The organism is Xenorhabdus hominickii (assembly GCF_002632725.1).
Classification (GTDB): domain Bacteria; phylum Pseudomonadota; class Gammaproteobacteria; order Enterobacterales; family Enterobacteriaceae; genus Xenorhabdus; species Xenorhabdus hominickii.
This window is the reverse complement of the sequence record NZ_NJAI01000001.1, coordinates 887,397-914,070: the sequence shown is the minus strand read 5'-3', so window position 1 is coordinate 914,070 and position 26,674 is coordinate 887,397. Positions and strand designations below refer to the sequence as shown.

General features: G+C 43.7%; 14 protein-coding genes. 8 read left to right on the top strand and 6 right to left on the bottom strand.

What is annotated here, in order from left to right; translation table 11 throughout:
- Positions 1–57: 57 nt before the first annotated feature.
- Entirely contained in the window at positions 58–1,548 is a 1,491-nt protein-coding gene (pitA, locus tag Xhom_RS04110; RefSeq protein WP_069317512.1) for an inorganic phosphate transporter PitA, read from the bottom strand.
- Between the two features lie 299 nt (positions 1,549–1,847).
- Here pitA and Xhom_RS04105 point away from each other — a divergent pair, with 299 nt between their 5' ends.
- On the top strand, positions 1,848–3,065 hold the full coding sequence (locus tag Xhom_RS04105) for a BaiN/RdsA family NAD(P)/FAD-dependent oxidoreductase (protein ID WP_069317511.1): 1,218 nt from the start codon (positions 1,848–1,850) through the stop codon (positions 3,063–3,065).
- Between the two features lie 396 nt (positions 3,066–3,461).
- Here Xhom_RS04105 and Xhom_RS04100 read toward each other — a convergent pair whose 3' ends face one another.
- On the bottom strand, positions 3,462–4,397 hold the full coding sequence (locus tag Xhom_RS04100) for a LysR family transcriptional regulator (RefSeq protein WP_069317510.1): 936 nt from the start codon (positions 4,395–4,397) through the stop codon (positions 3,462–3,464).
- Positions 4,398–4,692: 295 nt separating this feature from the next.
- Between Xhom_RS04100 and Xhom_RS04095 the strand changes: the two genes are divergently transcribed.
- The 5 genes from Xhom_RS04095 to Xhom_RS04075 all read left to right on the top strand — a co-directional run bounded on the left by Xhom_RS04095 (position 4,693) and on the right by Xhom_RS04075 (position 12,324).
- Positions 4,693–5,886 (top strand): MFS transporter, encoded by a 1,194-nt coding sequence (locus Xhom_RS04095; RefSeq protein WP_069317509.1) that lies wholly within the window; start codon positions 4,693–4,695, stop codon positions 5,884–5,886.
- A gap of 638 nt (positions 5,887–6,524) precedes the next feature.
- Positions 6,525–7,655, top strand: a complete 1,131-nt coding sequence (locus Xhom_RS04090; protein ID WP_069317508.1) for a LuxE/PaaK family acyltransferase — start codon at positions 6,525–6,527, stop codon at positions 7,653–7,655.
- A gap of 10 nt (positions 7,656–7,665) precedes the next feature.
- Complete coding sequence (locus Xhom_RS04085; protein ID WP_232326155.1) at positions 7,666–10,080, top strand: acyl-CoA reductase; 2,415 nt, start codon at positions 7,666–7,668, stop codon at positions 10,078–10,080.
- Between the two features lie 15 nt (positions 10,081–10,095).
- Positions 10,096–11,340, top strand: coding sequence for a phenylacetate--CoA ligase family protein (locus tag Xhom_RS04080; protein ID WP_069317506.1), 1,245 nt, complete (start codon positions 10,096–10,098; stop codon positions 11,338–11,340).
- A gap of 12 nt (positions 11,341–11,352) precedes the next feature.
- Positions 11,353–12,324, top strand: a complete 972-nt coding sequence (locus tag Xhom_RS04075; RefSeq protein WP_069317505.1) for a GNAT family N-acetyltransferase — start codon at positions 11,353–11,355, stop codon at positions 12,322–12,324.
- Positions 12,325–12,675: 351 nt separating this feature from the next.
- On the opposite strand, the gene pckA is transcribed toward Xhom_RS04075, so the two are convergent.
- The 4 genes from pckA to Xhom_RS04055 all read right to left on the bottom strand — a co-directional run bounded on the left by pckA (position 12,676) and on the right by Xhom_RS04055 (position 18,033).
- Complete coding sequence (pckA, locus tag Xhom_RS04070; RefSeq protein ID WP_069317504.1) at positions 12,676–14,295, bottom strand: phosphoenolpyruvate carboxykinase (ATP); 1,620 nt, start codon at positions 14,293–14,295, stop codon at positions 12,676–12,678.
- A 238-nt stretch (positions 14,296–14,533) separates the two neighbouring features.
- Entirely contained in the window at positions 14,534–15,406 is an 873-nt protein-coding gene (gene hslO / locus Xhom_RS04065) for an Hsp33 family molecular chaperone HslO (RefSeq protein ID WP_069317503.1), read from the bottom strand.
- Positions 15,407–15,431: 25 nt separating this feature from the next.
- Positions 15,432–15,845: a ribosome-associated heat shock protein Hsp15 gene (gene hslR / locus Xhom_RS04060; protein ID WP_069317502.1), complete on the bottom strand. Its 414-nt coding sequence runs from the start codon at positions 15,843–15,845 to the stop codon at positions 15,432–15,434.
- Positions 15,846–15,951: 106 nt separating this feature from the next.
- Positions 15,952–18,033, bottom strand: coding sequence for an IgaA/UmoB family intracellular growth attenuator (locus tag Xhom_RS04055; protein ID WP_069317501.1), 2,082 nt, complete (start codon positions 18,031–18,033; stop codon positions 15,952–15,954).
- A 356-nt stretch (positions 18,034–18,389) separates the two neighbouring features.
- Between Xhom_RS04055 and nudE the strand changes: the two genes are divergently transcribed.
- Together nudE and Xhom_RS04045 are read left to right on the top strand one after the other, a co-directional pair.
- Positions 18,390–18,950 (top strand): ADP compounds hydrolase NudE, encoded by a 561-nt coding sequence (nudE, locus tag Xhom_RS04050; protein ID WP_069317500.1) that lies wholly within the window; start codon positions 18,390–18,392, stop codon positions 18,948–18,950.
- A gap of 470 nt (positions 18,951–19,420) precedes the next feature.
- Positions 19,421–26,614, top strand: coding sequence for a Tc toxin subunit A-related protein (locus Xhom_RS04045; protein ID WP_069317499.1), 7,194 nt, complete (start codon positions 19,421–19,423; stop codon positions 26,612–26,614).
- Positions 26,615–26,674 lie beyond the last annotated feature (60 nt).

Sequence of the window (26,674 nt, the reverse complement as noted above, 5' to 3'; positions counted from 1 at the left end):
TAAAAAAGGGTTGGTTTTGCAGAAATGCAGTAACCAACCCTTTTTTCTAAGACGTCATTAGATCAGTTTCAGAGCAATCCAGTACAGCATGCCTGACAATCCAATTGAAATAGGCAGCGTCAACACCCACGCCAACATGATGTTTTTGATGGTCTTACTTTGAACACCACCACCATCAACCAGCATCGTACCCGCTACCGCAGAAGAGAGTACCTGTGTTGTGGACACTGGCATACCCGTATAGCTGGCAACGCCAATGGAAACCGCAGCCGTAACCTGAGCAGAAACGCCTTGGGCATAAGTCATGCCTTTCTTGCCAATTTTCTCACCGATAGTGACAGCAACACGCTTCCAACCCACCATGGTGCCAATAGACAGGGCAAGAGCCACAGCAACGATGATCCACAGCGGTGCATATTCCACCGTCATCAGCAAATCTTTGCGGAGTTTATTCAGGAACCGGGCATCTTCAAGACTGGTTTCTGGCAGTTTAGCCACTGCGCTAGCTGTATCAGCGATACACATCAGAGTACGACGCATATTGTTTCGCTGATCTGGCGTCAACTCACTGAAATTCTGGATATTCCCCAACATGCTTTCAGCTTTGTTCAGAACCTTCAACGCGCGTGAATTATCGCAATGGAACTCCATATCCAAATTATCTTCCACGGAAGAGGCGGCCGGAGTCAGTTCAATGACATGAACCAGTGCTGAACTATGCTGCTCATAATACTGCTGCAAATGAACAACTGCATCATGAGTACGGGCGATATCATAGCTAGTTGAGTTCATATTGACGACAAAGCCCGCAGGTGCGACACCAATCAAAACCAGCATGATCAAACCGATACCTTTCTGGCCGTCGTTTGCGCCATGGGAAAAACTCACGCCAACAGCAGAGAGAATCAGGGCTGTGCGTGTCCAAAATGGCGGTTTGCGCTTGCCATCCTGTTTTTCACGCTCACTTGGCGTCATATGGATACGACGACGTTTTTTCGTACCGCTCCAATAGCGACGCAGTAAAAACACCATCGCTCCGGCAATCACCAAACCAACAAGAGGAGACAGGATCAATGACATGAAAATCTGTATCATCTTCGGAATATTCAACGCATCCACCACCGAAGAACTGGTCACTATCGCATTGGTTAGGCCGATGCCGATAATAGAGCCGATCAACGTGTGAGAGCTGGATGCTGGAATGCCGAAATACCACGTGCCTAAGTTCCAGATAATCGCAGCCAACAGCATGGAGAAAACCATAGCTAAGCCGTGAGCAGAGCTGACATTTAGGAGAAGATCCGTAGGCAATAAATGCACGATCGCGTAAGCGACACTCAGCCCACCAAGGAGAACACCAAAAAAGTTAAAAACCCCTGCCATGACAACGGCAAACTGCGAACGCATCGCCCGGGTATAAATAACAGTTGCTACTGCGTTTGCGGTATCATGAAACCCATTGATGGCTTCATAGAAAAGCACAAACAACAGAGCAAGTACTAACATAAGGCCGGTATAAAATTCCAGGCCAGTAAACAGATGTAGCATAAACGTTAAGCCAGTTAGTAGGACATGAACGCGCGCATTATCAGTGACAAACGTTAGCGGGAAAAGAGAAATATGACCTTTTTTTGATTTAATGACAATAAACCGACATAAAAATATTAATATTAATCAATTATATCAATTAGTTATTTAATTTTTAACTTTTGATATTTTTTTGATAAAAAATAACTTTTTGCCGCAAAAAGTTAAACCAAATACGTATTTTTCTCTGTAGTTCGTGAACAGTACCCCCATTAGGCGGTAATTTCCTACAAAATAACTCGGCCAAAAGAGACAGACGAATGGAAAAATTTGATGTAGTTATTATTGGTGCTGGCGCTGCTGGCTTATTTTGTGCAGCTCAGGCAGGGCAAGCCGGATTAAATGTTTTGGTACTGGATAATGGCAAAAAAGCAGGCCGCAAGATTTTGATGTCCGGAGGCGGACGCTGTAATTTTACCAATATGTATACCGAACCCGCCGCTTACCTTTCTGCTAATCCTCATTTTTGTAAGTCAGCACTTGCTCGCTACACCCAATGGGATTTTATTGACCTTGTGCAACGCTATGGTATCCCTTATCACGAGAAAACATTGGGTCAGCTCTTCTGTGACGACTCAGCCCAACAAATTATAGATTTGCTCCTGAAAGAGTGCGAAATGGGACAAGTCACTATTCGTCTGCGCAGTGAAGTCACCCATGTCGAAAAACAAGGACAGAGATTTATCATCACAACGTTGGGAAAAGAAGTAAGTACACACTCACTTGTAGTAGCATCCGGTGGACTATCTATGCCCGGCTTAGGAGCATCTCCTTTAGGCTATCGTATTGCAGAACAATTTGGTCTCAATATTCTGCCTACACGTGCGGCATTAGTTCCCTTTACTCTGCATAAGCCCCTGCTGGAACAACTACAAACACTCTCCGGTGTCGCAGTGCCTTCCGTAGTGACAGCAAAAGATGGCACCGTCTTCAGAGAAAATATCCTGTTCACCCATCGTGGCCTTTCCGGCCCTGCTGTTTTGCAGATATCCAGTTATTGGCAGTCCGGTGAGTATGTGAGTATTAACTTACTTCCTGATACAGATTTGGAGAGCTTTTTGGATCAAGAACAGGGATCTCATCCTAATCAGAGTCTAAAAAACACACTGGCAAAATTGCTGCCTAAACGTTTGGTTGAATGTTTGCAGTCTCTGGGGCAATTACCCGACGTATCCCTGAAGCAACTTAACCCTGCACAGAAAACAGAGTTAATCACGGCCCTGCAATGCTGGCAGGTACAACCCAATGGTACGGAAGGCTATCGCACCGCGGAAGTCACTCTTGGCGGCGTGGATACTAATGAGCTGTCATCAAAAACAATGGAAGTGCATAAGGTGAAGGGACTGTATTTTATTGGTGAAGTAGTCGATGTCACTGGCTGGCTTGGCGGTTATAACTTCCAGTGGGCATGGAGCTCGGCATGGGCGTGTGCGCAGGCATTGGCGATTGTTTTGGAATCACATTCAGTCACAGCATAATAACAATAAAAAGCCCGCTGATTGAAGTTAACCCCGAAAGTTATACACCTGACAATTAGGGGTTTTATCTTCAAAAAAACAGAGACAGGCAAGTCAAAGCACTTAGTCAGTTTACGCATGTGCTCAATACGAGCAGCCTCCATGTATTGTCCTTGCAGCAAGTAAAAGGGGATCCAACCTTTATCAAAATATCGGCTTTAAGTCTGAGGCCAATATGGAGGTTTATGCAGCGGATGTGTTATAGCAAATCGTAACTAATCCCTAAATGACACCACAGATGGAGTTAGTTGATACCAATACCATCTCTGTCTGGAACCTTGAATAAATTAAACCAGCAGAGTAGCGAAATTGTATTGGTGTCCATGATAAGCAAGATTGCCGATGGGAAAACCGGCATCATATTTGTTGCTCATTAAATTGTGGAACAGACGTTCCACCCAGCAAGCTATTTATTCCATTCATAACCACTTCTCTGGTTTCGTTCTTACGAGTAGCGGCGTAGACATCAATATTCAGGCATTGAGCTACATCATCAGTTAACTCCCGATAACAAAGCCCTTCCTGATTGAAGGTGCACATAGAACGAGGCATTAATGCCATTCCTTTCCCTCTCGCAATACTGGAAAGCATCATCAGTGAATCATCAGGTTCCTTGCGTCTTTTCAACAAGAAAGGCAATTGCTGAAAATAGTTTTCACATTTGTCGTAAAACACAGGGTTGGAGTTCCTTGAAAACCAAAAAAGAGGGAGTTCTGAAACATCAGTAAAAGAAACTTTCTCCTGCAAACTACAGGGATGAACGGATGGCATTGCAAGCAAAAGCGGTTCGCGATAGATCCAGTGAAATTCGAAATCATGTTCGCTATGCAAACTCCGCTCTCCTGTAATAACAATATCCATCTGCCCCTTGGAGAGAAATTGTAAAAGCTGGTTGGAAGTTAAGTGCTGGGTATCAATTTCGTCTTCAACCATGAGTGTTTTTATCTTATTACCGAATTCTGAGATGTTATCGAAATTCAGTGTTCGGGTAAGTCCAATACGCAGATGAGCTTTTTCAGATTTAATTTCACGCATGAACAACGCGAGTTCGCTTATAAGATATGTCGCCTTCTCAACCAGCAGCAAACCAGTATCCGTCAGATGAACCTCATGAGTATTACGGGCAAATAGATCACATCCGATAATTTCTTCAAGGCATTTTATATGACGAGTCAGAGGAGGTTGTGTCATACATAATCTCTCCGCAGCTCTTCTGAAATTAAGCTCCTGAGCAACAGCTAAAAAACATTGCAACTGTTTTATGCTGGGTAATTGATTGTTAATGCTATCCACAGACCCTCCATTAATTGAGTGGCAGATTGAATATCAAACATATTACCTTTTCATATTCTCAAACTACCTTAATTTAAATCATCCAAAGAAATTTAAACATTAAAAACCCGTTGATATAAAAAATGAATTACAAAATTAACAATTCTCATAAAAATTCATAATAGTAATTTTGCGGACGAAATTCATCATTACTGAGTGTTTAAAATGTCCACAAAATATGTATTTATTCCACTCGTTCCTCTCAAAAATGAAATTTCTCTTCCATCATTTAACACTCACTCAAAGGCCGTAAATTATGACTTCTGAAATTAAAATTCCTGAAATGTCTTTCAGGACATGGCTAGCTTTATTTATTCTGGCAATATCAACTTTTACTATTGTGACGACTGAACTGGCACCCGTTGGCCTACTAACACCGATAGCTGAGGGTCTTAACACTTCCGAGTCCAGTATCGGGATGACAGTATCACTTTACGCATGGGTGGGAGCATTGAGTGCGCTTTTTGCGTCAGTCTTTCTGGGTCATCTGCCCAAAAAAATCCTGTTGTTAACATTAACCATCATCCTATGCGTATCAAATGTCTTGTCTGCAACTGTTGCTTCATTTGAAGTACTGCTGATTGCCCACGTAGTCGGAGCTCTGGCACATGGTGCTTTTTGGGCAATGATAGGCATTACAGCCGTAGCGCTGGTTCCGACAAAGTATCTGGGCACAGCAACATCAATTGTCTTCGGTGGAGTCTCCGCAGCCAGCGTATTTGGAGTTCCTTTGTCTAACTATATAGGTCTATATTTTGGTTGGCGTCAGGCGTTCTGGTTAATGGCATTGTTGAGTGTGGTGGCCTTTATGGGGATCATGCTTATCGTCCCTCGGATTACAGTCAAAAGTACGGTGGGTATTAACGCCCTGAAAAGGGTGCTGGGATCAACCGAACTTTGGAAAATCTATTCAGCTACATTACTTGCCATTACTGCACATTTTGCTGCTTTTACTTTTATTGAGCCTTGGCTTCATTCGCAAGCAACACTTTCAAAAAGTTTCATTCCCACCGTTCTGTTTATTTACGGTTTTGCTGGTCTGGCTGGTAACTTTCTGACGGGGTTCATCATTGATAAGCATCTCAAAATTACTGTCACACTGTCTGCTCTGCTTATCGGTATTGTTCTTTTACTGTTAGGTCACAACTCAGGATCATTATCACGCACGGCTATCCTCATGGCCTTAGTTGTGTGGGGAGTTTCGATCTCTGGGATCTTCGTCGGTTTTCAAACTTGGGTACTTCGTCTGGCTGGTGACGAAGCATTTCCTGCATCGGCAGTTTATGTTTCTTTTTTTAACGGAGCGATAGGTATTGGCGCTTCAGTAGGAGCCTGGATGGTTTCAACATTATCACTTCATGTACTGTTTGTTACAGCAGGTGTAGCTATCGCATTGTCCATACTTCTTGTCTTTATTATCCCTTCCAATAAACCGGTCATTTTTAAATAGCAAAGCAGCAAGGAAGAGAGTTCCCATTCACATAGTCATCTATGTGAATGGAATGAATTAACACAGTCAACAAAGCGGCATTTAAAGTTCACGTTATTTTTTAGCGAATTCATAAAATACTAGAATTATTTTTAATGATATAGTTTATATTAGTTATTTTAGTAGCCGGTAAACTTTCAATATTTATTGAATTCATCTCTTCATCTTTCTAGCCATTTGGAATGATGTAAAACATAAAAAAACGACAATCAATAACCAGACACTAATAAATAATGAGAAAAGCACATTAAAAATAGTTAATATAAAATACCTAAATAGATGAGAAATAGTGAAAAAAAGGTTTGATTGTTACCATGTGGTTTGGAATAATGCGCCACGCAAACATAGGTCTGACATTTACTATAAAATTGGCAATATAATCTACCAAATCAAAAACAAGTCAAATAACAATCTTAATTTCTGTCAGAAACCGCAATATCACTCTTCCGCAATGCCTATTAATTTTTAAGATATCTTTATTTGTTATTATAAATAATGACCATTAGAAATTATCACGCCAAATATTAAATAAAGATATCGATTATAATTTCCTACAATTAGCAATCCTTTGCGATTGTTACTTAACAATGAGTCCTAATATGCAAAATTTAAATCACGTTAAAGCACTGTGTGCTATTGAGCACCCTTATCGTGCTTGTGCCGAATATGATGCATTATTTGATGCTGCCATGCGGGAATTAACTCTATATCACTGCGAACATACTCCCGGTTATGAACCGTGGTTGGCAGATCATGGTCTGGATAAACAAACGCTCATGAAGTTGAATGACTGGTCAAAGCTACCTCTGCTGTTTGCCAACTATTTCAAGCGTAATCTGATACTCAGTGATAGTGCACAAGATGCGCTGGAACTGACCTCATCCGGAACCACCGGTCAAAAGAGTCGCATGCGCTATGATACTGAAAGCATTACAGCGGCTCAGCATATGGTGGACTGTATTTTTAATTATTATGGCTGGAATACCTCCAATCAACCCTGTAATTACCTACTGCTTAGCTACGAACCTGCGGGTACCATAACTCTGGGTACCGCCTATACCGACCAGTTCCTGTGTAAATATGCACCTGTAAATCGTTCTTATTACGCGTTGCGTCATAACGGGCAAGGTAATGAGTTTGATCCCTTCGGTACGATTGCGGCACTCCAGCAATTTGCTCAAGAAGGGCTGCCGGTGCGTATTTTCGGTTTCCCCGCATTTTTGTGGTTTACCCTGCAAAGAATGGAACAGATGGGGCTGCCTGCATTGAAATTGCATCCGGAATCATTGGTCTTCCTTGGCGGCGGCTGGAAGACACACGCTGATAAATCGATCCCTAAACAAAAACTGTATCAACGGGTGACTGAGCAACTGGGGATTCCAGATATACGCTGCCGCGATGGCTACGGTTCGGTTGAGCATCCCGTACCTTACGTGGAATGTTCGCACCACCATTTTCATGTACCAGCCTATTCCCGAGCTTACATACGACATACTGCCGATTTATCACAACAACCTTATGGAAAGCCGGGTTTTCTCCATTTTACATCACCTTATATCACGTCCTGTCCTGCCCACAGCATCGTTACAAGCGACCTTGCCGTGCTGCATTCTGGTGATAGCTGCGGGTGTGAGCTGAACACAGATTGGTTTGAGTTGCTTGGCCGTGCAGGCACCAGTAAAGGTCGTAGTTGTGCTATTGCCGCTTCAGAATTAATTAAGGGTTCCTGAGATATCTTCCATGAATACAATAAATAATAAGTCACTTTCTTCAGAGCAGTTAGCAGGACAAGAAATCGCAAAATTACGTGCGCAGTTGCCGGAATTACTGGCACATCCGCATACTTCCGAACAGGTACTTGATTGCGCACAACGCTTTACTGATTATTTGTCCCATTTAGATGATCATCCCTTGTTTGATGCCCAAACCCGGGAAACTCTTATCTCCTTCTGCCAGCGAGAAACCCTACAAGCCAAGCTGGAGCGGGAACTCGGGCAAAATGCCTTTTCACTGCGTCGATTCGATTATAACCAAAATCGCTATGAAACTTGGAAGCCGCTGGGATTGGTCGTCCATATAACGCCCTCTAATGCAGAGCTATTACCCTTTATGGCTGTGATAGAAAGTTTGCTGGTCGGTAACATCAACTGGTTACGCCCCAGCAGCAGCGATAATGGATTTAGTGCACAGCTTCTAGACGCATTTTTAGCGCACGATCTCTCCGGTGATCTGGCAAATCGGGTGGCTGTATTACCTTTACCCGTAACACAACTCACAGAGTTGCTGAGTCAGGCCGACGCGGTTTCTGCCTGGGGCAGCGACTCTGCTCTGGCGTCCATTCGTGCGCAATTACCAGCAGGTTGTCGCTGGGTAGATTGGGGGCATCGCATCAGCATTGCTTGGCTGAGTCCAGAAGCCGTTAATGATGCTCAGTTGGATGCATTGGCGGATGATGTTTGTCGTTATGATCAGCAAGCCTGTTCCAGCCCACAATGTTTGCTGGTCGATAGCGACGATCCAGACGTTTTGCAGCATATCGGGCAACTCATGGCAGCCGCTCTGCAACGCCGTGCCGGATTGCACTCAGCACTTAAGCCGGATATTCAGGAATACGCTGAAATTACGACTCAAACCGCTTTTCAAGAACTCGATTTCGCGTTTACACAGCTAAATGGGGAAATCTGGCAGTCTGCCGGATGGCGGGTAATATGGCGACACGAAGAGGAATTAGCCGCATCCCCCCTATTCCGCACATTGCAGATTCGTCCGGCTCCGCGTCAACGGCTATGTACTATTTTGCAGCCTTGGCGTAACCATCTACAAAGCTGTGCGTTGATGACGCATCAGGAAAATATTGCGGAAATGAGCCATGCCCTGTTTGCAGCAGGAGTCAGCCGCATCACGCCCGCAGGTCAGATGCATGACGGCTATAGCGGTGAGCCACACGATGGTGTTTACGCATTATCACGCCTGACTAAACGCGTCTCTGTCAGCCTAGCTTCCGACCTACTGACTGGCTGCGCCCACCTTGATCTTCCACCTTCTCGTCCACAGGGGCTGGAAAATATTCCGGTGATGAATAAAGCTGATTTTCAGGCATTGGTGCCAAATGATAAAGCACGCCTGTTTTTCCGTAGCGGTGGCAGCACAGGTGAACCGAAACTGGCTGCTTACAGTTACCATGATTACCACAGGCAAATGCAGGCGGCAGCCGATGGCGTATTCGCTTCGGGGCTTGAGCCTACAACCGATCACGTCATGAATTTGTTGTATGGCGGAAAATTGTACGGCGGAATGATGAGCTTTTTCACCATATTGGATAAGTTAAGTGTGGCTCAATATCCAATGGGCGGTCCCGCCGACAATGATTTCAGTGAAATTGCTGATTTTATCGTAAAACAACGAGTGAATACGCTGGTAGGAATGCCAAGCACAGTACATAGGCTATTTCTGAATGAAGAGGCCAAATTACGTCAGTATGGTGGAATACGTAAACTGTTTTTGGGTGGCGAGCACCTGAACAAAAACCAGAGGGCTTTCCTGACTGGTTTTGGCGTTACCCTGATACGTTCAACAATCTATGGTTCAGTGGATGCTGGCCCAATGGGTCATGCGTGTACAGCCAGCGAAGACGGTATTTTCCATTTAATGGATGATACCCAGTGGCTGGAAATCCTCAATGTAGAAAATGACCAACCAGTAGCAGAAGGTGAAACCGGCCGCTTGGTGTTTACCTCCCGGCATCGAGAAGCCCAACCTGTCCAGCGCTACGACTTGGGCGATCTCGGCTGCTGGATCAATCAACCTTGTTCTTGTGGACTCTCTTCACGACGCTTCCAGCTTATGGGGCGCAATGGCTCCCTGTTACGCGTGGGAAGCATTTTTGTCAATCTGGCAGATTTATCTAAACAACTGGGATTACCTGTGCAATGGGTAATCAACCATGACGATGATGGTATCGATAGCGTTCAGCTTCTGGTTGATAACGCCGATACAGCAGCAGTCCGCCAGTGTTTATTGCAGGATGACAAACTCGCTGAAGTCGTTGAAGGAAAGCTATTGAATTTAGATATTATTTATTCATCAGCAACAGCGTTCCATCAAAATACACACAGTGGAAAAACACCATTATTCATGGATTTGCGTAAATATTAATTGAGTGAAATTAAGATGATAGCCAGAACAACATTGATTGATTTGCTCCATCATTCACGCGAGCATTCTGCCTACTACCGAGCGCTCTACAAATCCATTCCCGATAACTGGACTCTGAAAGATTTGCCGCTGGTCGATCCTAGTGATTACTGGGCTAATTCACAAAATTTGCCAACATGGCCAGTTCTGACTGCACCGTTGGAAAGTGGTCATGTGTTTAAAACCGGTGGTTCAACCAGCGATGGCCGTCTGTCGGTTTTCAGCCAACTGGAGTGGAAAGCATTTATTCATTCCTTTGGTCAAGGACTTGCCCGTCAGTTGAAACCGGGAGATCGGGTGGCTAACCTGTTCTTTGCTGGTGATCTTTATACTAGCTTTATATTCATCCACGGCGCATTGTCGAATGCGTCACTTCCTCTATTGGAATTTCCGTTTACCTGTAAAGTTGAAAACGAATTACTAGTCCACAATATCCAGCTTCACAACATCAATGTACTGGCAGGAGTGCCAGTGCAGTTAATCCGCTTCGCCCACTACCTGAAAGATACGGATCAAACATTACCGATGGTAGAAACCATTCTTTATGGTGGAGAGAGTCTGTTTGATGCCCAAACAGCCATCATACGACAGGTTTTTCCTCACGCTCGTTTGGGGTCAATAGGATGTGCCAGCGTTGATGCAGGCTTGATCGGTTTTGCTGACCCTGAATGTAAGCAGGGAGAGCACCGAGTCTTTGAGTACGACACGATTATTGAGATCGTCGATGAGATTACTCACCAGCCGATCACAACTCCGGGTCAATGCGGTTTGTTGGTTGTCACTAACCTACAACGAAAACTCATGCCGGTGATCCGCTATCCTACTGGCGACTTGGCTTGCTGGTGTGAACCCGAGCAGGAGTACCGTAAATTTGCCCTGCAAGGGCGTGCTAATCAAGGCTACCGTATTCGGTTTGGCACTCTGTCATTATTTCCTGATGACTTAGCTACACAATTATCGCAACAAACGGAGCTTCTGGCCTGGCAATTGGAACTCAGCCAGATTGCAGGACAAGATAAAATCAGGCTGTTGGTGGCAAGCCTCCAAACTGTCGATATCGATAAAATACGCCATAGGGTACTGACTGCCTTTCCAAATTTGGAAGAGGCTTGCATACATCAAAATATGTTGGAGATTGTTCAAACCAATATCGATGGTATGTATACGCATCCACGCTCAGGAAAATTACAGCGGGTTGTGGATCTGCGTAGTTATAACTAAAGGTTGAAACCGATGACTATCTTCCCTCCCGATATTCAGATTCGAAACTACCAGTCAGGCGATGATAAAAAAATCAGCCAACTGTTCCGTGAGGTTTACGGTGATACTTATGTCTATCCTGACATCTATTTGCCAAGACTTATCGATGATTATCAAATCACGGGCCGATGGTATTCAGCCTTAGCGTTCCATCAAGGACAACTGATTGGTCACGCTTCACTGGTTAAAGATACCGAGCAGCAAAATCATGCTGAACTTGCGCTCATTGCAGTATATCCCGACTTTCAGGGTAAGGGTGTGGCTAAGTCTCTGGGCAGTTATTTATGCCACTATGCAAAAGAGCAAAGCTATAATTTATTGACGATAAAACAGGTATGTTCGCATCCTAAAAGCCAGTTTATCGCTCGAAATTTAGGCTTTCACTCTACAGCTCTGATGCTGGACTATGTCGAATCTCCATTTGGGCTTCCTGAGCCTGAAAGTATCGTTCAAGGCATCTTGCCGCTTAAATCATTGCCATTGCCTAAACTGAACTGGCCGCAACCTTGGCGGAATTGGGTCGCCCAGATCAGTCAATATGTTGGTGAAGCATCACGAAGTGAACAACCCATATGTCATAAGACAACGTGTCATCAAGCAATTTGCCATCAATTATCGCCCCCCCAACCGTTTACTATCAAAAAATATGGACGACGTTTGGAGATCATACTCAACGAGATCCCGGCTGGCTTTTTGTCAGAAGTCATCGATTTTCCTGCCGGACAATTAATCTATTTAAAACTGCCCGCTTGTGAAGAAGCGCTGGGATTATACTCGCAGCTCAAAAAAGGGGGATTTCGATTCGCCGGGCTATGTCCCGACTCATATGATGGATGGTTTTTGCTCTGGCTGCGAGGCTACCAATTGACACAATATCAGTTTTACGACTCAGGGACACAAAATCTCTACCAAATGGAATTGGGAAACAGTAGCAATATACAGTGATCGCACTTTAGTGAAATTGATTAAAAAAACACTTTACAAATGATATTGAGAACGATTATCATTATTAACACTTTCAGTGCACCACCTTCAGGGTCCATGTGAAAGTACGACATTGCTCACATTGCTTCCAGTGTTTACTTTATAAGCCAACTAATAATGTTGGCTTTTTTTTCCTGATATTCCATTCACTTATAATCTTAAGCAAGCCTATACCTGGCATTAGCACAGACTTATATTGACCATTTTATTGAGGGTGAATTATGGTTGTTGGATTGGATATTGAAGACTGGACGAAGTAAATGACCCTATCCGACTGGACAGGGTCTATTCATGAGTTTAATTAGCGAACCATTACAGTTTAGGGCCAGCCTTCACCAATGCAGCTCCCGCTGCGGTATCTGTGTATTTATCGAAGTTATCGACAAAACGCTGCGCCAGATCTTTCGCCTTAACATCCCACTCAGATTTATCCGCGTAGGTGTTACGAGGATCTAAAATCCCGGTATCAACACCCTGCAGTGCGGTCGGGATCGCCAAATCAAAAATCGGTAGTTCAATGGTGTCCGCATCTTCAATGTCGCCACTTAGGATCGCATCGATAATCGCACGGGTATCTTTGATAGAAATACGTTTGCCTGTGCCATTCCAGCCAGTATTGACCAGATAAGCCTTCGCACCTGATTCCTGCATACGTTTAACCAGCACTTCGGCATACTGGGTCGGATGCAGTGACAAGAATGCCGCACCGAAACAAGCAGAGAAAGTTGGGGTTGGTTCCGTCACACCACGTTCAGTTCCTGCCAGTTTCGCAGTAAAACCAGACAGGAAGTGATATTGAGTCTGCTCTGGCGTTAAACGGGAAACCGGAGGCAATACGCCGAACGCATCCGCCGTCAGGAAGATCACTTTAGTCGCATGTCCTGCTTTTGATACAGGCTTAACGATGTTTTCAATGTGGTAAATAGGATAAGAAACTCGGGTATTTTCTGTTTTGGAACCATCATTGAAGTCAACAGAACCCTCCGCCAGCACAGTGACGTTTTCCAGCAGAGCATCACGGCGAATAGCATGATAGATATCCGGCTCGGCTTCTTTGGACAAATTAATGGTTTTCGCGTAACAGCCACCTTCAAAGTTAAACACGCCGTCATCATCCCAGCCATGTTCATCATCACCAATCAACTGACGTTTTGGATCGGTAGAAAGAGTCGTTTTGCCTGTACCGGAAAGACCAAAGAAAATGGCAACATCGCCTTTCTCACCCACGTTGGCGGAGCAGTGCATGGATGCAATGCCTTTCAGTGGCAGCAGGTAGTTCATCATTGAGAACATCCCTTTTTTCATTTCACCGCCGTACCAAGTACCGCCGATCAATTGCATACGTTCTGTCAGGTTAAAAGCAACAAAATTCTCAGAATTCAGACCCTGCTCTTTCCATTGTGGGTTCGTGCATTTGGCACCGTTCATCACAATAAAATCAGGTGTGAAGTTAATCAGCTCTTCGTCCGATGGGCGGATAAACATGTTTTTCACGAAATGAGCCTGCCATGCTACTTCCGTGATAAAACGTACTTTCAAACGCGTATCCGCATTAGCGCCGCAGAACGCATCCACCACAAACAAACGTTTGCCTGAAAGCTGTTGAGTTACTAACCCCTTGAGATGAGACCAAGTTTCTTGACTGAGCGGTTTATTATCATTTTTGCCTTTACCCTGATCAGCCCACCATACGGTGTTGCGAGAGACGTCATCACGGACAATATATTTATCTTTCGGGGAGCGTCCAGTGAAAATACCGGTATCTACTGCAATAGCACCAAGATTAGTTAATGTGCCACGCTCATATCCTTGTAGAGAGGGCTTTGTTTCCTCAGAGAATAATAATTCATAACTTGGGTTATAAACAATTTCACTAACATCAAAAATGCCATAAACCGCAAGTTCCTGCTCAGTAATACCTGTAACGCTCATTTGTTGCTCCTGGTCAGTTAGACTACTTTATCTCTGCGGAGAATAATAAATAATTATGACTAATTAACCGCGATTGTTATCAAAAAATTGAAATCACATTATTTTTTTTGAGCCTATATGAGACACAGGGCACGAAATAAAAGGGGGGATTAATAATAAAAAACATATCTACTGCATCTTTCAGGTTACAGCTTTATTTGCTGCAACCTGAAATTTATTCACACATAAATTGATCGTATCAGTGCAATTGTTCTTTTTTTATTGACTTGATTTCATTGATATCTTTCTCATCGAAAATATAATGCATACCGCAGAATTCACATTCCATATCGATTTTTCCATCGTTGTGCAAAACTTCCTGAAGGTCAGCATCCGGTAATGTTACCAGCGTATCAGCACAACGTTGTTGAGAACAGGTGCAGCGGAATTCAACCTGCTGAGGTTCATATAGCGTAATGTCTTCTTCATGATAAAGTCGATGCAAAATCTCTTCTGCGCCCAGCGTAAACAACTCTTCTCCCTTAATGGTTGCAGTGAGCTGTGCCAGATGGTCAAGCATATTATCACTACCTTCCTGTGCACCCGGCAGGATCTGCAATAACATGCCACCTGCGGTCATTTTTCCATCCTGCATTCCGGTGCGGATAAACAAACGAGTCGACAACTGTTCGGATTGCTTGAAGTACGCATCCAGACATTCCACCAGCGTTTCTCCCTCTAATGCCACAACTCCCTGATAACGCTCACCTTCTGTTGGTGTCACAGTGATGACCATATAACCATTGCCTATCATGTCCCGTAGGCTACCCGCGGCATTCACATCACCATCAATGCGGGCAGTACCACGCATCTGCTGCTGGTTATTACCATTAATCACCGCCAGTTTGACCGGCCCATCACCCTGAATCTGTACCGTAATATCTCCGTTGAATTTCAGGGTAGCCGTCAGCAGGCTGGTTGCGACCAACAACTCACCCAATAATTGCTGTACAGGTTGAGGGAAATGATGATTTTCCAGCATCCGCTGGTAAGTTTCACTGACGGAAACGAGTTCCCCTCTGACAAAGTGGCTTTCAAACAAAAAGCGGTGTAATTGGTCATGCTTGGTCATAAATCTCTCTCATTGACTGAGACGGTTATTCCGACTCATTTAATTTTGTATTCTTGAATTTAATCAGTGTACGCCGCTCTTTTTTATCTGGGCGGCGATCAGGATGCGGCATCGTAAGCGCATTCATTTTACGGGCCAATGACATTTTTTCCCGATTAGTAATGCTTCCCGCCGTTTCTTGATAAAGTTGCTGTGCTTCAGTAGCACTACGCCTGTGACTACCCAATGCCAAGACAGTCACCGTTTTCTCATCATTTCCCTGACGCAGTTTGATCTCTGCATTCAACTCAACCAGTTTACTCGGCTTACTTCGCTGCCCATTATAATGAACTTTTCCTCCAGCAATCATTTCACGTGCAATGGAACGAGTCTTATAAAAACGGGCAGCCCACAACCATTTATCAAGGCGAACAGCTTGATCGTTGTCTGAATTCGGCATGCTTGTTTCTCTCCATGTTTAATCAAACATCTCTAGATTGAGGGTAACACAGCCCATCGGATCATCGCCAATCCATCGGCTGTGGAGGCGAACTGAAGCCATTATCCTAACCGAAACAACTATCATAGTATTGAGTAATATGTTGGAGACGCCGTTGGTTTTTATACCTTTTCTTTATCAAGATTATGATGTTTAGGATGAATGTCACCAACAATATTGCCAGCAGAAGGCAACTTACCAAATAACGAATGAGCGTCGTCGAAACCGGTTCACTATGCAACATTATGCGGAGAGTTCCGTTAGCATCTTCAGACAATGCCGTCACGATCCCCCTCGTTTCAAATGGAGTCCGCATCAGCATGTCAGGGGTACGCTGTAATTCACGCCATTGATCCAACGCAGTGTTGTCATATATATTGATTGTCCGTAACGGGTATTCGACTAAGGCCCGATCCTCATCACTGAGGAGTAAAACACCTCCCGGCGATGGGCTATTGATGACAGTGGTCACTTTAATCACTTCCCGCTGAATAAATGATGTCGTCGTGACATCAACTAATTTTTCCAACGCATCTGCACTGACTGAACGCAATAACACTTTGGTTCCATCCAATTTTCCACTTTCAGCATCTTTCAATAACTCATTCCAACCCTTAGCATTACTCAGGTTAACCAATGCACTTTTCAGGCGGTCACAACCAGCGTCGTCCCGACACAATTTATGTGTTTTCAAAATGATTTGTGAAAAATTGTTGAGCAGGGTCATACCTGATTTAACAATGGCTTCATTCAGACTAGGATTAATTTTCCGGCTACTGTCAATCGGATGTAATTGCTCATTGACGGTAGTGATCAACGCTGCAGCATGCTCTACAATATCAGACTCCATCATAGGTAATGGTGTTTCACTGTTCCAATAGATACCAATGCAATTAAATGCGGAAAATATCGTGATATTTTCTTCCGGTATAGCATTGGGCGGCACATAACACATCCCGATGCCTTTGACCTTCAACACATCGCCTTCCTTTAGCGACATATTTCGCAGCTCATTGACACTCGTAATAACCTTGGTATTGCTACCATGTAACCAAGCAAAACCCAGCCTCATAGATAAGCTGACTGGCTGATAAAAATAAAGCAACAACATAGCAATCACCGAGAAAACCACTAATATCAGGTTCTTTCTATAACGCTGGTAAGGATAGTGTTTTTCTTCTTCATGCAAAGAGAGATAACGCCCCTGCCGAACAACATGGCAGTTGGTGTACATGTCTATATCAGTATTCTGGTCAAGATCGTGAGTGACGTAAGGCTCCCAGTGTGTCGGATAAATAAGGTCAATGCCCCCCAGAGAAATATTTTTTCTTTGCTCCGGTTCAAACTCACTGAACACCCCCCAACGTTTTGGTATCCCACTGAAACAATGAATATTTTCTAACTTCCGGTCAGGGGGTAGCCGGAAATGCGACCAGAAACTACCCAGTATGAACAGGAACGAAGCTGGAATTAACCACGACAATATTGGAATGGGCAGGAAAAGTGCGATAAGCCATAGTGACAGGCCAATGCACATGAGAATGCCTTCCTGAAGACCGGTTGAATGTCGAAGGCGGTGCTCTTCTAGCGTCTCCTTACGGAGATTCAGTAAATTGGCGCTCGAATTGCCATTTTTTTGAATAGAAGCCTGCCCAGTTTTCGCCATGATTCGCTTGGCGGACAGACCTTGCGGATAATCTTTCAGAGAGTGACCGTTTAGTGCAATAACCAGCGGCATCAATGTGGTTTGGACAATTTCTATCGTATTCTGCTGCTTGATAAATGGCTCAAACAATGCAGGCAAATGCATTTCCGTTTCATCAACGTAATAGTGCCAATTGCTCGATTCGTCGATGGCAGCAGAAAAACGTGTGATCGTGTTATTGATGATATAAACATTACCATTCTTGATAGGTAATACTGGATAACCTGACCAATATCTACCGCTCCGCTTCATTAGGGGATACACATCCTTCAGATAGAATTCAATAGTTTGATATTCATCAGAATTCAGCTTACGACGGGCGATTTTGGTCATTGACGGAAGATAACGGGCGTTATCAAGCCGCCTCCATCTGAAAATCAGAAAGGAAGCCATTATAATCAGGCTAATGATAAAAATAGCCAATATAATGACCGATGAGCTCATTTTTTCTCCACTCCCATAACAGCAGTACAGAGACTGGCAGAATAACAATCTCATGAAACACTCAGAATCAGGCTATTCCTATTCTTGCCTTCTATTTTTTTATTTTATTCACAATAAATTTATACAAATTTTCTCATAGCTTTCCATAAAATAAAGTCTTTTTTGTAAGGCAAGATATCAGCTTAAATACAATTAAGCGATAATCGCTATCATTTACTAACATAATCAGCCATATTAAACCAATATTTCGATGCGTATCAAATTCCATCATAACGTTTTAATTAACTAATATAATTTAAGTGACTGAGCGCATTAATTTCCAATTAGCCAGTGTATGACAGCCATCAGGGGCAAGCATGATTGATCTGAAAAAGCCTAAGATACTGAATGTAAATGACATTGCACACTCAAGTTTATTTAATATTCAATCTGTTGATCTTGAATTCAGCAATGGTATAAAACGGGTTTACGAACGCATGAAACCCACCAATCGTGAAGCAGTCCTCATTATTCCCGTTATCGGAGATGAGTTACTCCTTATTCGCGAATATGCCGTTGCGATTGAACAATACGAGTTAGGTTTCCCAAAAGGTGCCATTGATGCAGGGGAGAGCATCCTTGAAGCTGCCAACCGTGAATTGAAGGAAGAAATTGGTTTTGGGGCAAGAAAACTGGAACTGTTAACCAAGTTGACGATGGCGCCATCCTACTTTTCCAGCAAAATGAATATATTGATTGCACAGGATCTTTACCCTGAGCATTTGGAAGGAGATGAACCGGAACCGCTGGTGCAAGTACGCTGGCCTATCTCTGACATGATGTCACTGCTGGAACATCCCGATTTCAACGAAGCCAGAAATGTTAGTGCCCTATTTTTTGCTCAACGATACCTGCACACAAAAAATAGCAGAAAATAATAGAAAATATTAGGCAGCTCAATTTTCTAAAAGCGGGTATGGAAAAACATTATCTGAATACCCGTTTTAAACTAAAAATCGGAAATAAAAATAATCACCTGAATAAAATAAGGTTTAATTTTTATTAATACAATGAACTAAAAGGTATTCACAAAAGCCATTTAGTTTATAAAAAATAATATATAAACACATTTACTATATCTTTAAATATTAATTCTCATCATAACAATAGTCTTTCATAAAAATATCCCCGCAATTTTTCAGAATCATATTTCCGTAAAACACATTGAAATAAAATAATTTTTTTAAAAACGATCAGAGACTAAATATATTTTAGGCTAGATAGAGTTCGCTAACAGGTCATATTGTAACCATATTTGTCAATCAATAAAACATAACTCACCGTTATGGACTGTAAATAGGAATGTCATTCTTTTTAATCAGATTTTCTATTTAAAAGGTAATCATTTATGACAAACAAGATAGAATCGCGGATAAGCTATAAAACGCTCTTTAATGATAATCAAGATCTCTATTGTTTTCCGGGGCTCCCCGAAGCCAACGATGGCCCACTCTCTTATCTGGTCGATCTGTATCAACAAATTAGGATGTTTGAGAATAATGCAGATAAAGAGAGTGCTCAGCTTCTCAGCCAACGGCGACCTGATATCGAAAAGCTACTACTTGATAGTGCAAACCTGAATAAAACCAGTCAGTTATTGCCGCTCGTGATTGAGGCCTTAGCTGAAAAAGCCAAGTCACATATTAATAATAACCAACCTCTCAGGAATTCATTGGCCGATATTCACTATCCATTTTCTCTGCCCTTCCATTTTCCATTGAAGCAAACAACAACAGTCTTAACCGAAAAAGAACTCTCATTGTTGGATCTCATCCAGCAAGCCGATAGCAACTATCCCAATTTTATCGATGGCAATCTGAGTGTTGATTCACTGCAAACTGCCATGATGATTAGCAGTACGCTGGCTCCCAAACTCCAAGCTCTGCTTTTAGAAAAATCACAAAGCAGCCAGAAAGACTTCTTCAAGATCTACTACGGTATGAAAGAAGATGCGGGTAAAGCCGCAGTGTCCTTGTCACGTCTTACGGTATTCGCCCAACAAACAGGCCTGAATTCCCAAGAAGCCGAGATGTTACTTGCCGTTAATGGTATCTCAGAGAATACCGTGACCCACAGTACCGTGACCTACTCCAATAACGTCGCCAAACCCGCTAATGCGGATAAGTCTTTTCCTTCTGGTGCCAACTATGCCGCTTCCTACATCAATGCCGCTAAAGGGCCTGCCCTCTATCTGGAAAAAACCACAGATAAAGATACCGCAAAAGATGTCATACAGATCAAAGAGGTCAGCAATGACAACTTCGACCGGATCCAACGTTTCCTGCATCTGCAAAAAGCATTGAAGATATCCTATGAACAACTCGATCTAATACTGACAACAGCCAGTAAAGCTGAAAAACAGACTGATTTTGTTATCACGGAAGCAACACTGCGCACATTGGGCGTATTCCTCCACTTACAGCAAGAATACAATGCCAGTGCAGAACAGTTTGCTGCTTTTATTGGTCATATCACCCCTTATGCCCTTGAGGATAAACAATCTTTCTTTGATCGATTGTTCAATGCCTCAGGATTATCACAGCAAGCAGCTTCTTCCTCCGTGCTGGTTCTGGATAATCAAGAATTTGATCCTAAGGCCACCGAAGGAGCGGATGCGTTAACCGTCAATCTCCTGTGCCAAGGGCTGAACATTGATGACGCAACCTGCCAAATATTGCTCTGTTGCGTGGTGAAGGCACAAGAGCTGTCAAAACCCAAGCGCTCACTGGATGTTGTTTCTGCCCTGTATCGTCTGGTTGCATTGCCTCGTCTGCTACGTCTGTCAGTGAAAGAAGGGCTGGGGCTGCTCTTATTATTGAACCGCGATAATACAAACTACCTGCAACAATTGGCAGGACTCCCTGTATTAGCTAAAGATGCGAAAGCCATTGATATTCTTGATGTGCTTATCGCAGTCATGAATGCCACACAGTGGATTAAACGCCACAATCTGTCCCCTTTGGCCCTTAATCTGTTACTGACACCTTACCAACTAAACGGCGGTATCACGGCTGATATTGAAAATATCGATTGGCTCAAAAAAGTCAGATCCGTTATCCCCAGTGCCAATGATGCCCTACTGAGCGAAGATAAAATTGCCTCAGCAATGCAAGGATTTCAGGCGAAAACAACGTCGGTCAACTGGATGAAAACCCTTGACAAATTGGTCGATGAAAAACTCGGTATCATCCTGATCTCTATCAATAATGGTGCAGAAACCACGCTATACAAAGAAGTGAATAAAATTCTCAAGGAACTCGCTCAAGATACAGCGTGGAAACAACAAAGTGATACCTGGACACAAACCTTAACAACGCTCCTGATTAATGCGTTTATTGCCCAACAAGATCTGATTGTTAATGCCATCAATTATACCTTTGATATTGATAACTCCCTTGCCCTGCCACTATTACAGTGGACTGACAACAGCCAAGCTGATTTTCTGCGCAATACTATTGCTCTGGCTCGCGGTTCTGATGATCAGCAACAGAAAGAGAAAGCGGTTGTTACATGGTACGACCTGAGCCGTTATGCCGCGATTTGTAATATATTCAAACTGACAGAGAAAAGTATACAGGCACTGATTGACCACCCAGTCTGGTTTAAGCTGAATCAGCAAGACGGGAAACTACGCTCCCTTGATTTAACCTTCCTCCACCGCCTGAGCCGTTATGGTGACTGGCTGAATTTGTTACCCGAAAATAAAACTGAAGATGATGTACTTTATTATCTGCGCCAAGCTAATCAAATTGGGCAAAACCCTCCCGCCACAACCCCGTGGAACGCAGAGCAGGCTGCCGTCAATCTGGCAGGATTGATTGGTTGGTCGGAGCAAGAAATTCTGCGAGTCACCCATTATTTTGACAAAAACGTGGCACAAAATGTCGTCGGGGTAAGCACAATAATGCGCCTTAAGACATTGGCAGAAAAAAGTGAGATTTCTACCCAACCCTTGCTGGACGTTGCCAAACTGACAACGCAATCCAACTATGACCACTGGGAGCAAGTCAGCAGTGCGTTGTTTGCAGCCGGTACACCGGAAGAGCAAAATACGCTGGAGGGTTCACTCAAAGAACGCTGGCGGGATGCCCTTATCGAATACCTGATGGGCCAATGGCTGCCATCTGATGATACATTGTCAGATATTACTACCCTTGAGGATCTATCAAACTATTTCCTGACTGACTTGCAGATTGCCTCAGAAGTCAGTACCAGCAGAGTGGCTTTCGCTATCGCCAGTTTGCAACGTTATCTATTCCGCCTGTTTTCCCGTCTGGAAATGGGCTATGGCGTACAAACGATCAGTGATGAGCGAATTGAGCATTGGAACCGCAACCTTAGCCAATATGGTCACTGGCAGGCGTGGCGAAAACAGAAGAATTTCCCCGAAAACTTTATTGACCCAACCTACAGATTACGCAAAACCCGCGCTTTTGCCGATTTAGAAAACGATTTAGGGCAATCCAGATTAAACAACAACGTGATCCAGACAGCCATCCTGCGTTATTTAACCGAATTTGAGCGAATCAGCAACCTGCAACTGGTCAGCGGCTATATTGATGGCACTGATCCGAAAAACGATCGCTATCACTTCATCGGCAAAAACAATGCCGAACCAGTGGAATATTACTGGCGTACTCTCGATATCAAGATGCGTGATGGCAACGATCTGATCAGCCCATTGGCATGGAGTGAATGGGAAAAAATCACCCTGTCTCTGTCTGGTACATTACTGGCACTGCGTCCGATTGTGATTTCTGGTCGCCAGTATGCTATCTGGGTTGAACGAGAATCCAGCACGTTGATGGGTGCAGATCAAAAACCGTCAGATTATCGCGCTATCAATCTAAAATTCGCCTATAAACAAAGCAACAGTGAATGGAGTACCCCGAATGTCCTGTTCCGGCAGGATGGTACTGATGCCAACGGTGAATACCCCGTAGACAAAGATGGCAAACGCATTGCCGATAAAGACAACCCCTATCTGAAAAATGAAAAATACAAACCGGGACTGATCGCCATGGTGGATGTGCAACGCGAGGGTGATCCATGGATGGGTGTCTTGTTATATGACTCGACTAAAACAGATCCCAGTGTTTGGAAGGAAAACCAAGACTATTTCCTTGAGTTGCGTGATTTATTGCTGGTGGATAAAAAAACGCTGGCTTCCAAAGAAGAAAAAGTGCTTGTTTCAACATGGCACAAGATTTTCAAAAACCCCGACACATTACAGCACCATTATGCTGGCACAGAGAAATTTATCGAATTAAAGCCTAATGAGAACAATCCCAACCTTATCCTGAATTTAAAGGCTAAATTACATGAGGATAAAACCAAGCTGGTTCTGGAGGGAATAAATACCTTGATTAAAAGGAATCCCATAGGCTATGGCACAAGATTTCATTTCCGTGACCTCACAGACATTCTTTCAAAACTTCCTTCCAAAGAATTCAATGGAACCATCGAGGTTGATGAAGACTATTTTTACTATTTTGGTTATGAGCTTGATTCAATCAATATACATATTCCTGCCAGTGAGACCAGTCTGAAAACATTTAACCTTAAGTGGCAGGGAGACACAGCACCAGAAACCACATTCACTGTGCATTATGATGAGACGGCACTTTTTACTGTGTCTCCTGATGAATGGAAAGACAATAAAGTCACTAAATTCGCTGACCTTATGTGGCTCAATGATCTGACCACTCAGCAGAGTAGGCAATGGAATCCAACTGGAGACAAGCTGACTATCTCAACTGGAAGTAATAAAGCATCCAGAGATAGCCTGGAATTTGATACCGAACCAAGATGGGAATACACAGTATCAGAATTGACACTGAAACTTGATACCCCGTCAGGCATAATAAATCCCACCACCAAATATGTCGAACTCAATGGTAATGCTACCACGGAAGAAATCACCCTCCCTCTTGATCCCAAAAGCAATGAATATTCCTTCACTTTATCCGCAACACTGGAAACCTTTATTTCACGGAAAACTGGGGAAATAGAGTACTCAAGAACTGTCTCAAATAGATACCAGATCATCGTAAGAGAAAACGATAAAATCCCCGTCATTACCTTGAGCAGGAATAATGAACAGGCACAATATCTGGATATTAAGAGTCTGGGTTTCAAATCTACGGCGATCAGGCTAAACACCCTATTTGGCAAGCAATTAGTTGCCCGCGCAACACAATCTATTGAACGGGTTCTGGACTGGGAAACCCAATCATTGCCCGAACCCGCTCTGGATGACGCAACATCACCCACAAAAGTTGATTTTAACGGCGCCAATGGACAGTATTTTTGGGAATTATTCTTCCACCTGCCTTTTCTGGTCACCTATCGGCTTAGTGAGGAACAACGTTTTTACGACGCCCGACGCTGGTTACTCAACTATCTGTTTGACCCCTATGGTTCAATGCGGATGTGGAACTCCCGCCCCATCGTGGAAAATGGCAGTAACCTGCCGCCATCAATAAAGGGCTATGATCCTGATACCCTTGCTTACAGTTTTCCCGTTTATTACCAGAAGGCCCTGTTCCATTACCAGCTTAAACTCTGGATACAAGAGGGAGATAATCTTTATCGCCAATTGACCAGAGACAGCCTGAATGAAGCTAATTTATGCTACCAACAGGCACTACAACTGCTCGGTACATTACCGGAAAGTTTGGATGTTACACACTGGCACCCCACCACGCTTGAAAAGATTAAGGCGGACTTTAAACCCGAAGTACGAGTCGTTGATGGTCGTCCTTTTGTGTCACCCTTCAATATACAACTCATCAAATACCAAGAAACGCTGAATAACCGCCTGTATAATCTCCGTCACGGCCTGACGCTGGATGGCAAAGTACTCCCATTGCCACTGTATGCCGGTGCCGGAGATGATGATAGCCTGATACAACGCAATGGAGGCAGTTCTCTCAACAGATGGAGCCATTTACAGCAACAAGTCCCGCCTTATCGTTTCCCCAATATGTTAAAACGCGCCAATGATGCGGTGAAACAGCTTATTCAAATGGGCCATCGGCTATTCAGTGCCATAGAAAGTGAAGTCAATGCCGAACAGCAAGTATTGGAACAATCGCTGGTTCTTCGGTTGTCCGCTTTCGCCATTGAACTGCAACAGGAAGCTCTCCAGATTGCCCAGCTAGGTAAGGCGACACTGGAAGAGAGTAAAAAAATGGCACAAGAGCGGTATGAACATTACCACAGCCTATACGAAGAAAATCTTTCCCCTTTGGAGATCACCTCACTTACCCTTAAGAGCACCTCAAGTGTAGCGAAGATGGCCGCAGTGCCTTTCTTTCTTGCCGCTGCGGTTGCAGATACCTTACCCAATATTTACGGTTTGGCATTTGGCGGAGCCAAGTACGGAGAAACCGTCAGAAGTGCAGCTATTACTTCTCAGATCGTCTCAGAGGAATTAGGTATTGTTTCCGAAAAGCTCGAAGCAGGAGCAGAGTACCAGCGCCGTCGCCAAGAGTGGGAAATTGAATACAAGCAGGCACAAAGCGAAATCAATATTATTGAGCGTCAATTGCAGGAGCAGGAATTGCTGATCAAAAGTGCCGGTACAGCGCTGCGGGAAGCTCAGGCTCAACAAGCCGCAGCCCGTGAGTTGTATGAGTTCATGACAACAGGATTCTTGATTGTCCCCACCTATCTATGGTTAATGGGGCGGCTTGCAGCGTTGTACACTCCTGCCTATGACGCCGTACTTTCTCTGTGTCTGATGGCAGAATCAAGCTGGCGTTATGAAGTGGGGGACTACCAGCGTAGAAGTTTTATCAAAACCACAGCATGGAATGATTCTTATCGCGGCCTGTTAGCGGGGGAATCCTTGCAGTTGGATCTACTGCAAATGGAGAATGCCTGGCTGCAACGTAATGAACGCCGTTTGAATATCAAGAAAACCATCTCACTCAGTTCACTGATGACAAATGGAGAATTGAAAAAACAAATCGATAAAAAACAATCGATCAGCTTCACGTTGGATTCCAAGCTGTTTGACAATAATTACCCCGGACACTACCTGCGCCAGATTAAACGTATTTCCGTTTCAATATCGCTGGATACACTGAATCTCGGCTCTGTCCTGTCATCAGAGATTAGTGCCATCCTAACGCAAACGGGCAGCTCTACTTTAATCAGCGCAGATATGGACGGTGTAAATTGGCTCTATGATCCAACAAGGAAAGCAGGCAGCAGTAAAAATGTCGCTAACAATTTGCGGGCCCAACAACAAATTGCCCTCTCTTCTTTAAGTGAAGACGATGGCAGTGTGGCCAAAGATAACTGGCTATATACCCTGATGTTTGATGATGACCGTTACCTGCCTTTCGAAGGAACAGGAGCCATTTCAACTTGGACGCTGGAATTCCCCGATCAACATGTGATCAATGACATCTTTTATTACCCTGGACTGATCCCTGTATGGCGGTTAAAAGATATCAATATCCATATCCACTATACTGCTGTAGATGGTGGCAAGCCGTTTGCCAAAGCTGTTAAAGATAAAATGAACAAATAATAATTCAATGATGAAATTTCGTTAGTCATACATTGATAATTTAGCGATAACAAAAGCCCC

Excerpts from the sequence above, each read along its gene's own strand:
- pitA (WP_069317512.1), bottom strand. The coding sequence starts at position 1,548 with ATGCTACATCTGTTTACTGGCCTGGAATTTTATACCGGCCTTATGTTA.
- Xhom_RS04105 (WP_069317511.1), top strand. The coding sequence starts at position 1,848 with ATGGAAAAATTTGATGTAGTTATTATTGGTGCTGGCGCTGCTGGCTTA.
- pckA (WP_069317504.1), bottom strand. The coding sequence starts at position 14,295 with ATGAGCGTTACAGGTATTACTGAGCAGGAACTTGCGGTTTATGGCATT.
- Xhom_RS04045 (WP_069317499.1), top strand. The coding sequence starts at position 19,421 with ATGACAAACAAGATAGAATCGCGGATAAGCTATAAAACGCTCTTTAAT.
- Xhom_RS04075 (WP_069317505.1), top strand. The coding sequence starts at position 11,353 with ATGACTATCTTCCCTCCCGATATTCAGATTCGAAACTACCAGTCAGGC.
- Xhom_RS04085 (WP_232326155.1), top strand. The coding sequence starts at position 7,666 with ATGAATACAATAAATAATAAGTCACTTTCTTCAGAGCAGTTAGCAGGA.
- Xhom_RS04090 (WP_069317508.1), top strand. The coding sequence starts at position 6,525 with ATGCAAAATTTAAATCACGTTAAAGCACTGTGTGCTATTGAGCACCCT.
- Xhom_RS04095 (WP_069317509.1), top strand. The coding sequence starts at position 4,693 with ATGACTTCTGAAATTAAAATTCCTGAAATGTCTTTCAGGACATGGCTA.
- nudE (WP_069317500.1), top strand. The coding sequence starts at position 18,390 with ATGATTGATCTGAAAAAGCCTAAGATACTGAATGTAAATGACATTGCA.
- Xhom_RS04055 (WP_069317501.1), bottom strand. The coding sequence starts at position 18,033 with ATGAGCTCATCGGTCATTATATTGGCTATTTTTATCATTAGCCTGATT.
- hslR (WP_069317502.1), bottom strand. The coding sequence starts at position 15,845 with ATGCCGAATTCAGACAACGATCAAGCTGTTCGCCTTGATAAATGGTTG.
- hslO (WP_069317503.1), bottom strand. The coding sequence starts at position 15,406 with ATGACCAAGCATGACCAATTACACCGCTTTTTGTTTGAAAGCCACTTT.
- Xhom_RS04080 (WP_069317506.1), top strand. The coding sequence starts at position 10,096 with ATGATAGCCAGAACAACATTGATTGATTTGCTCCATCATTCACGCGAG.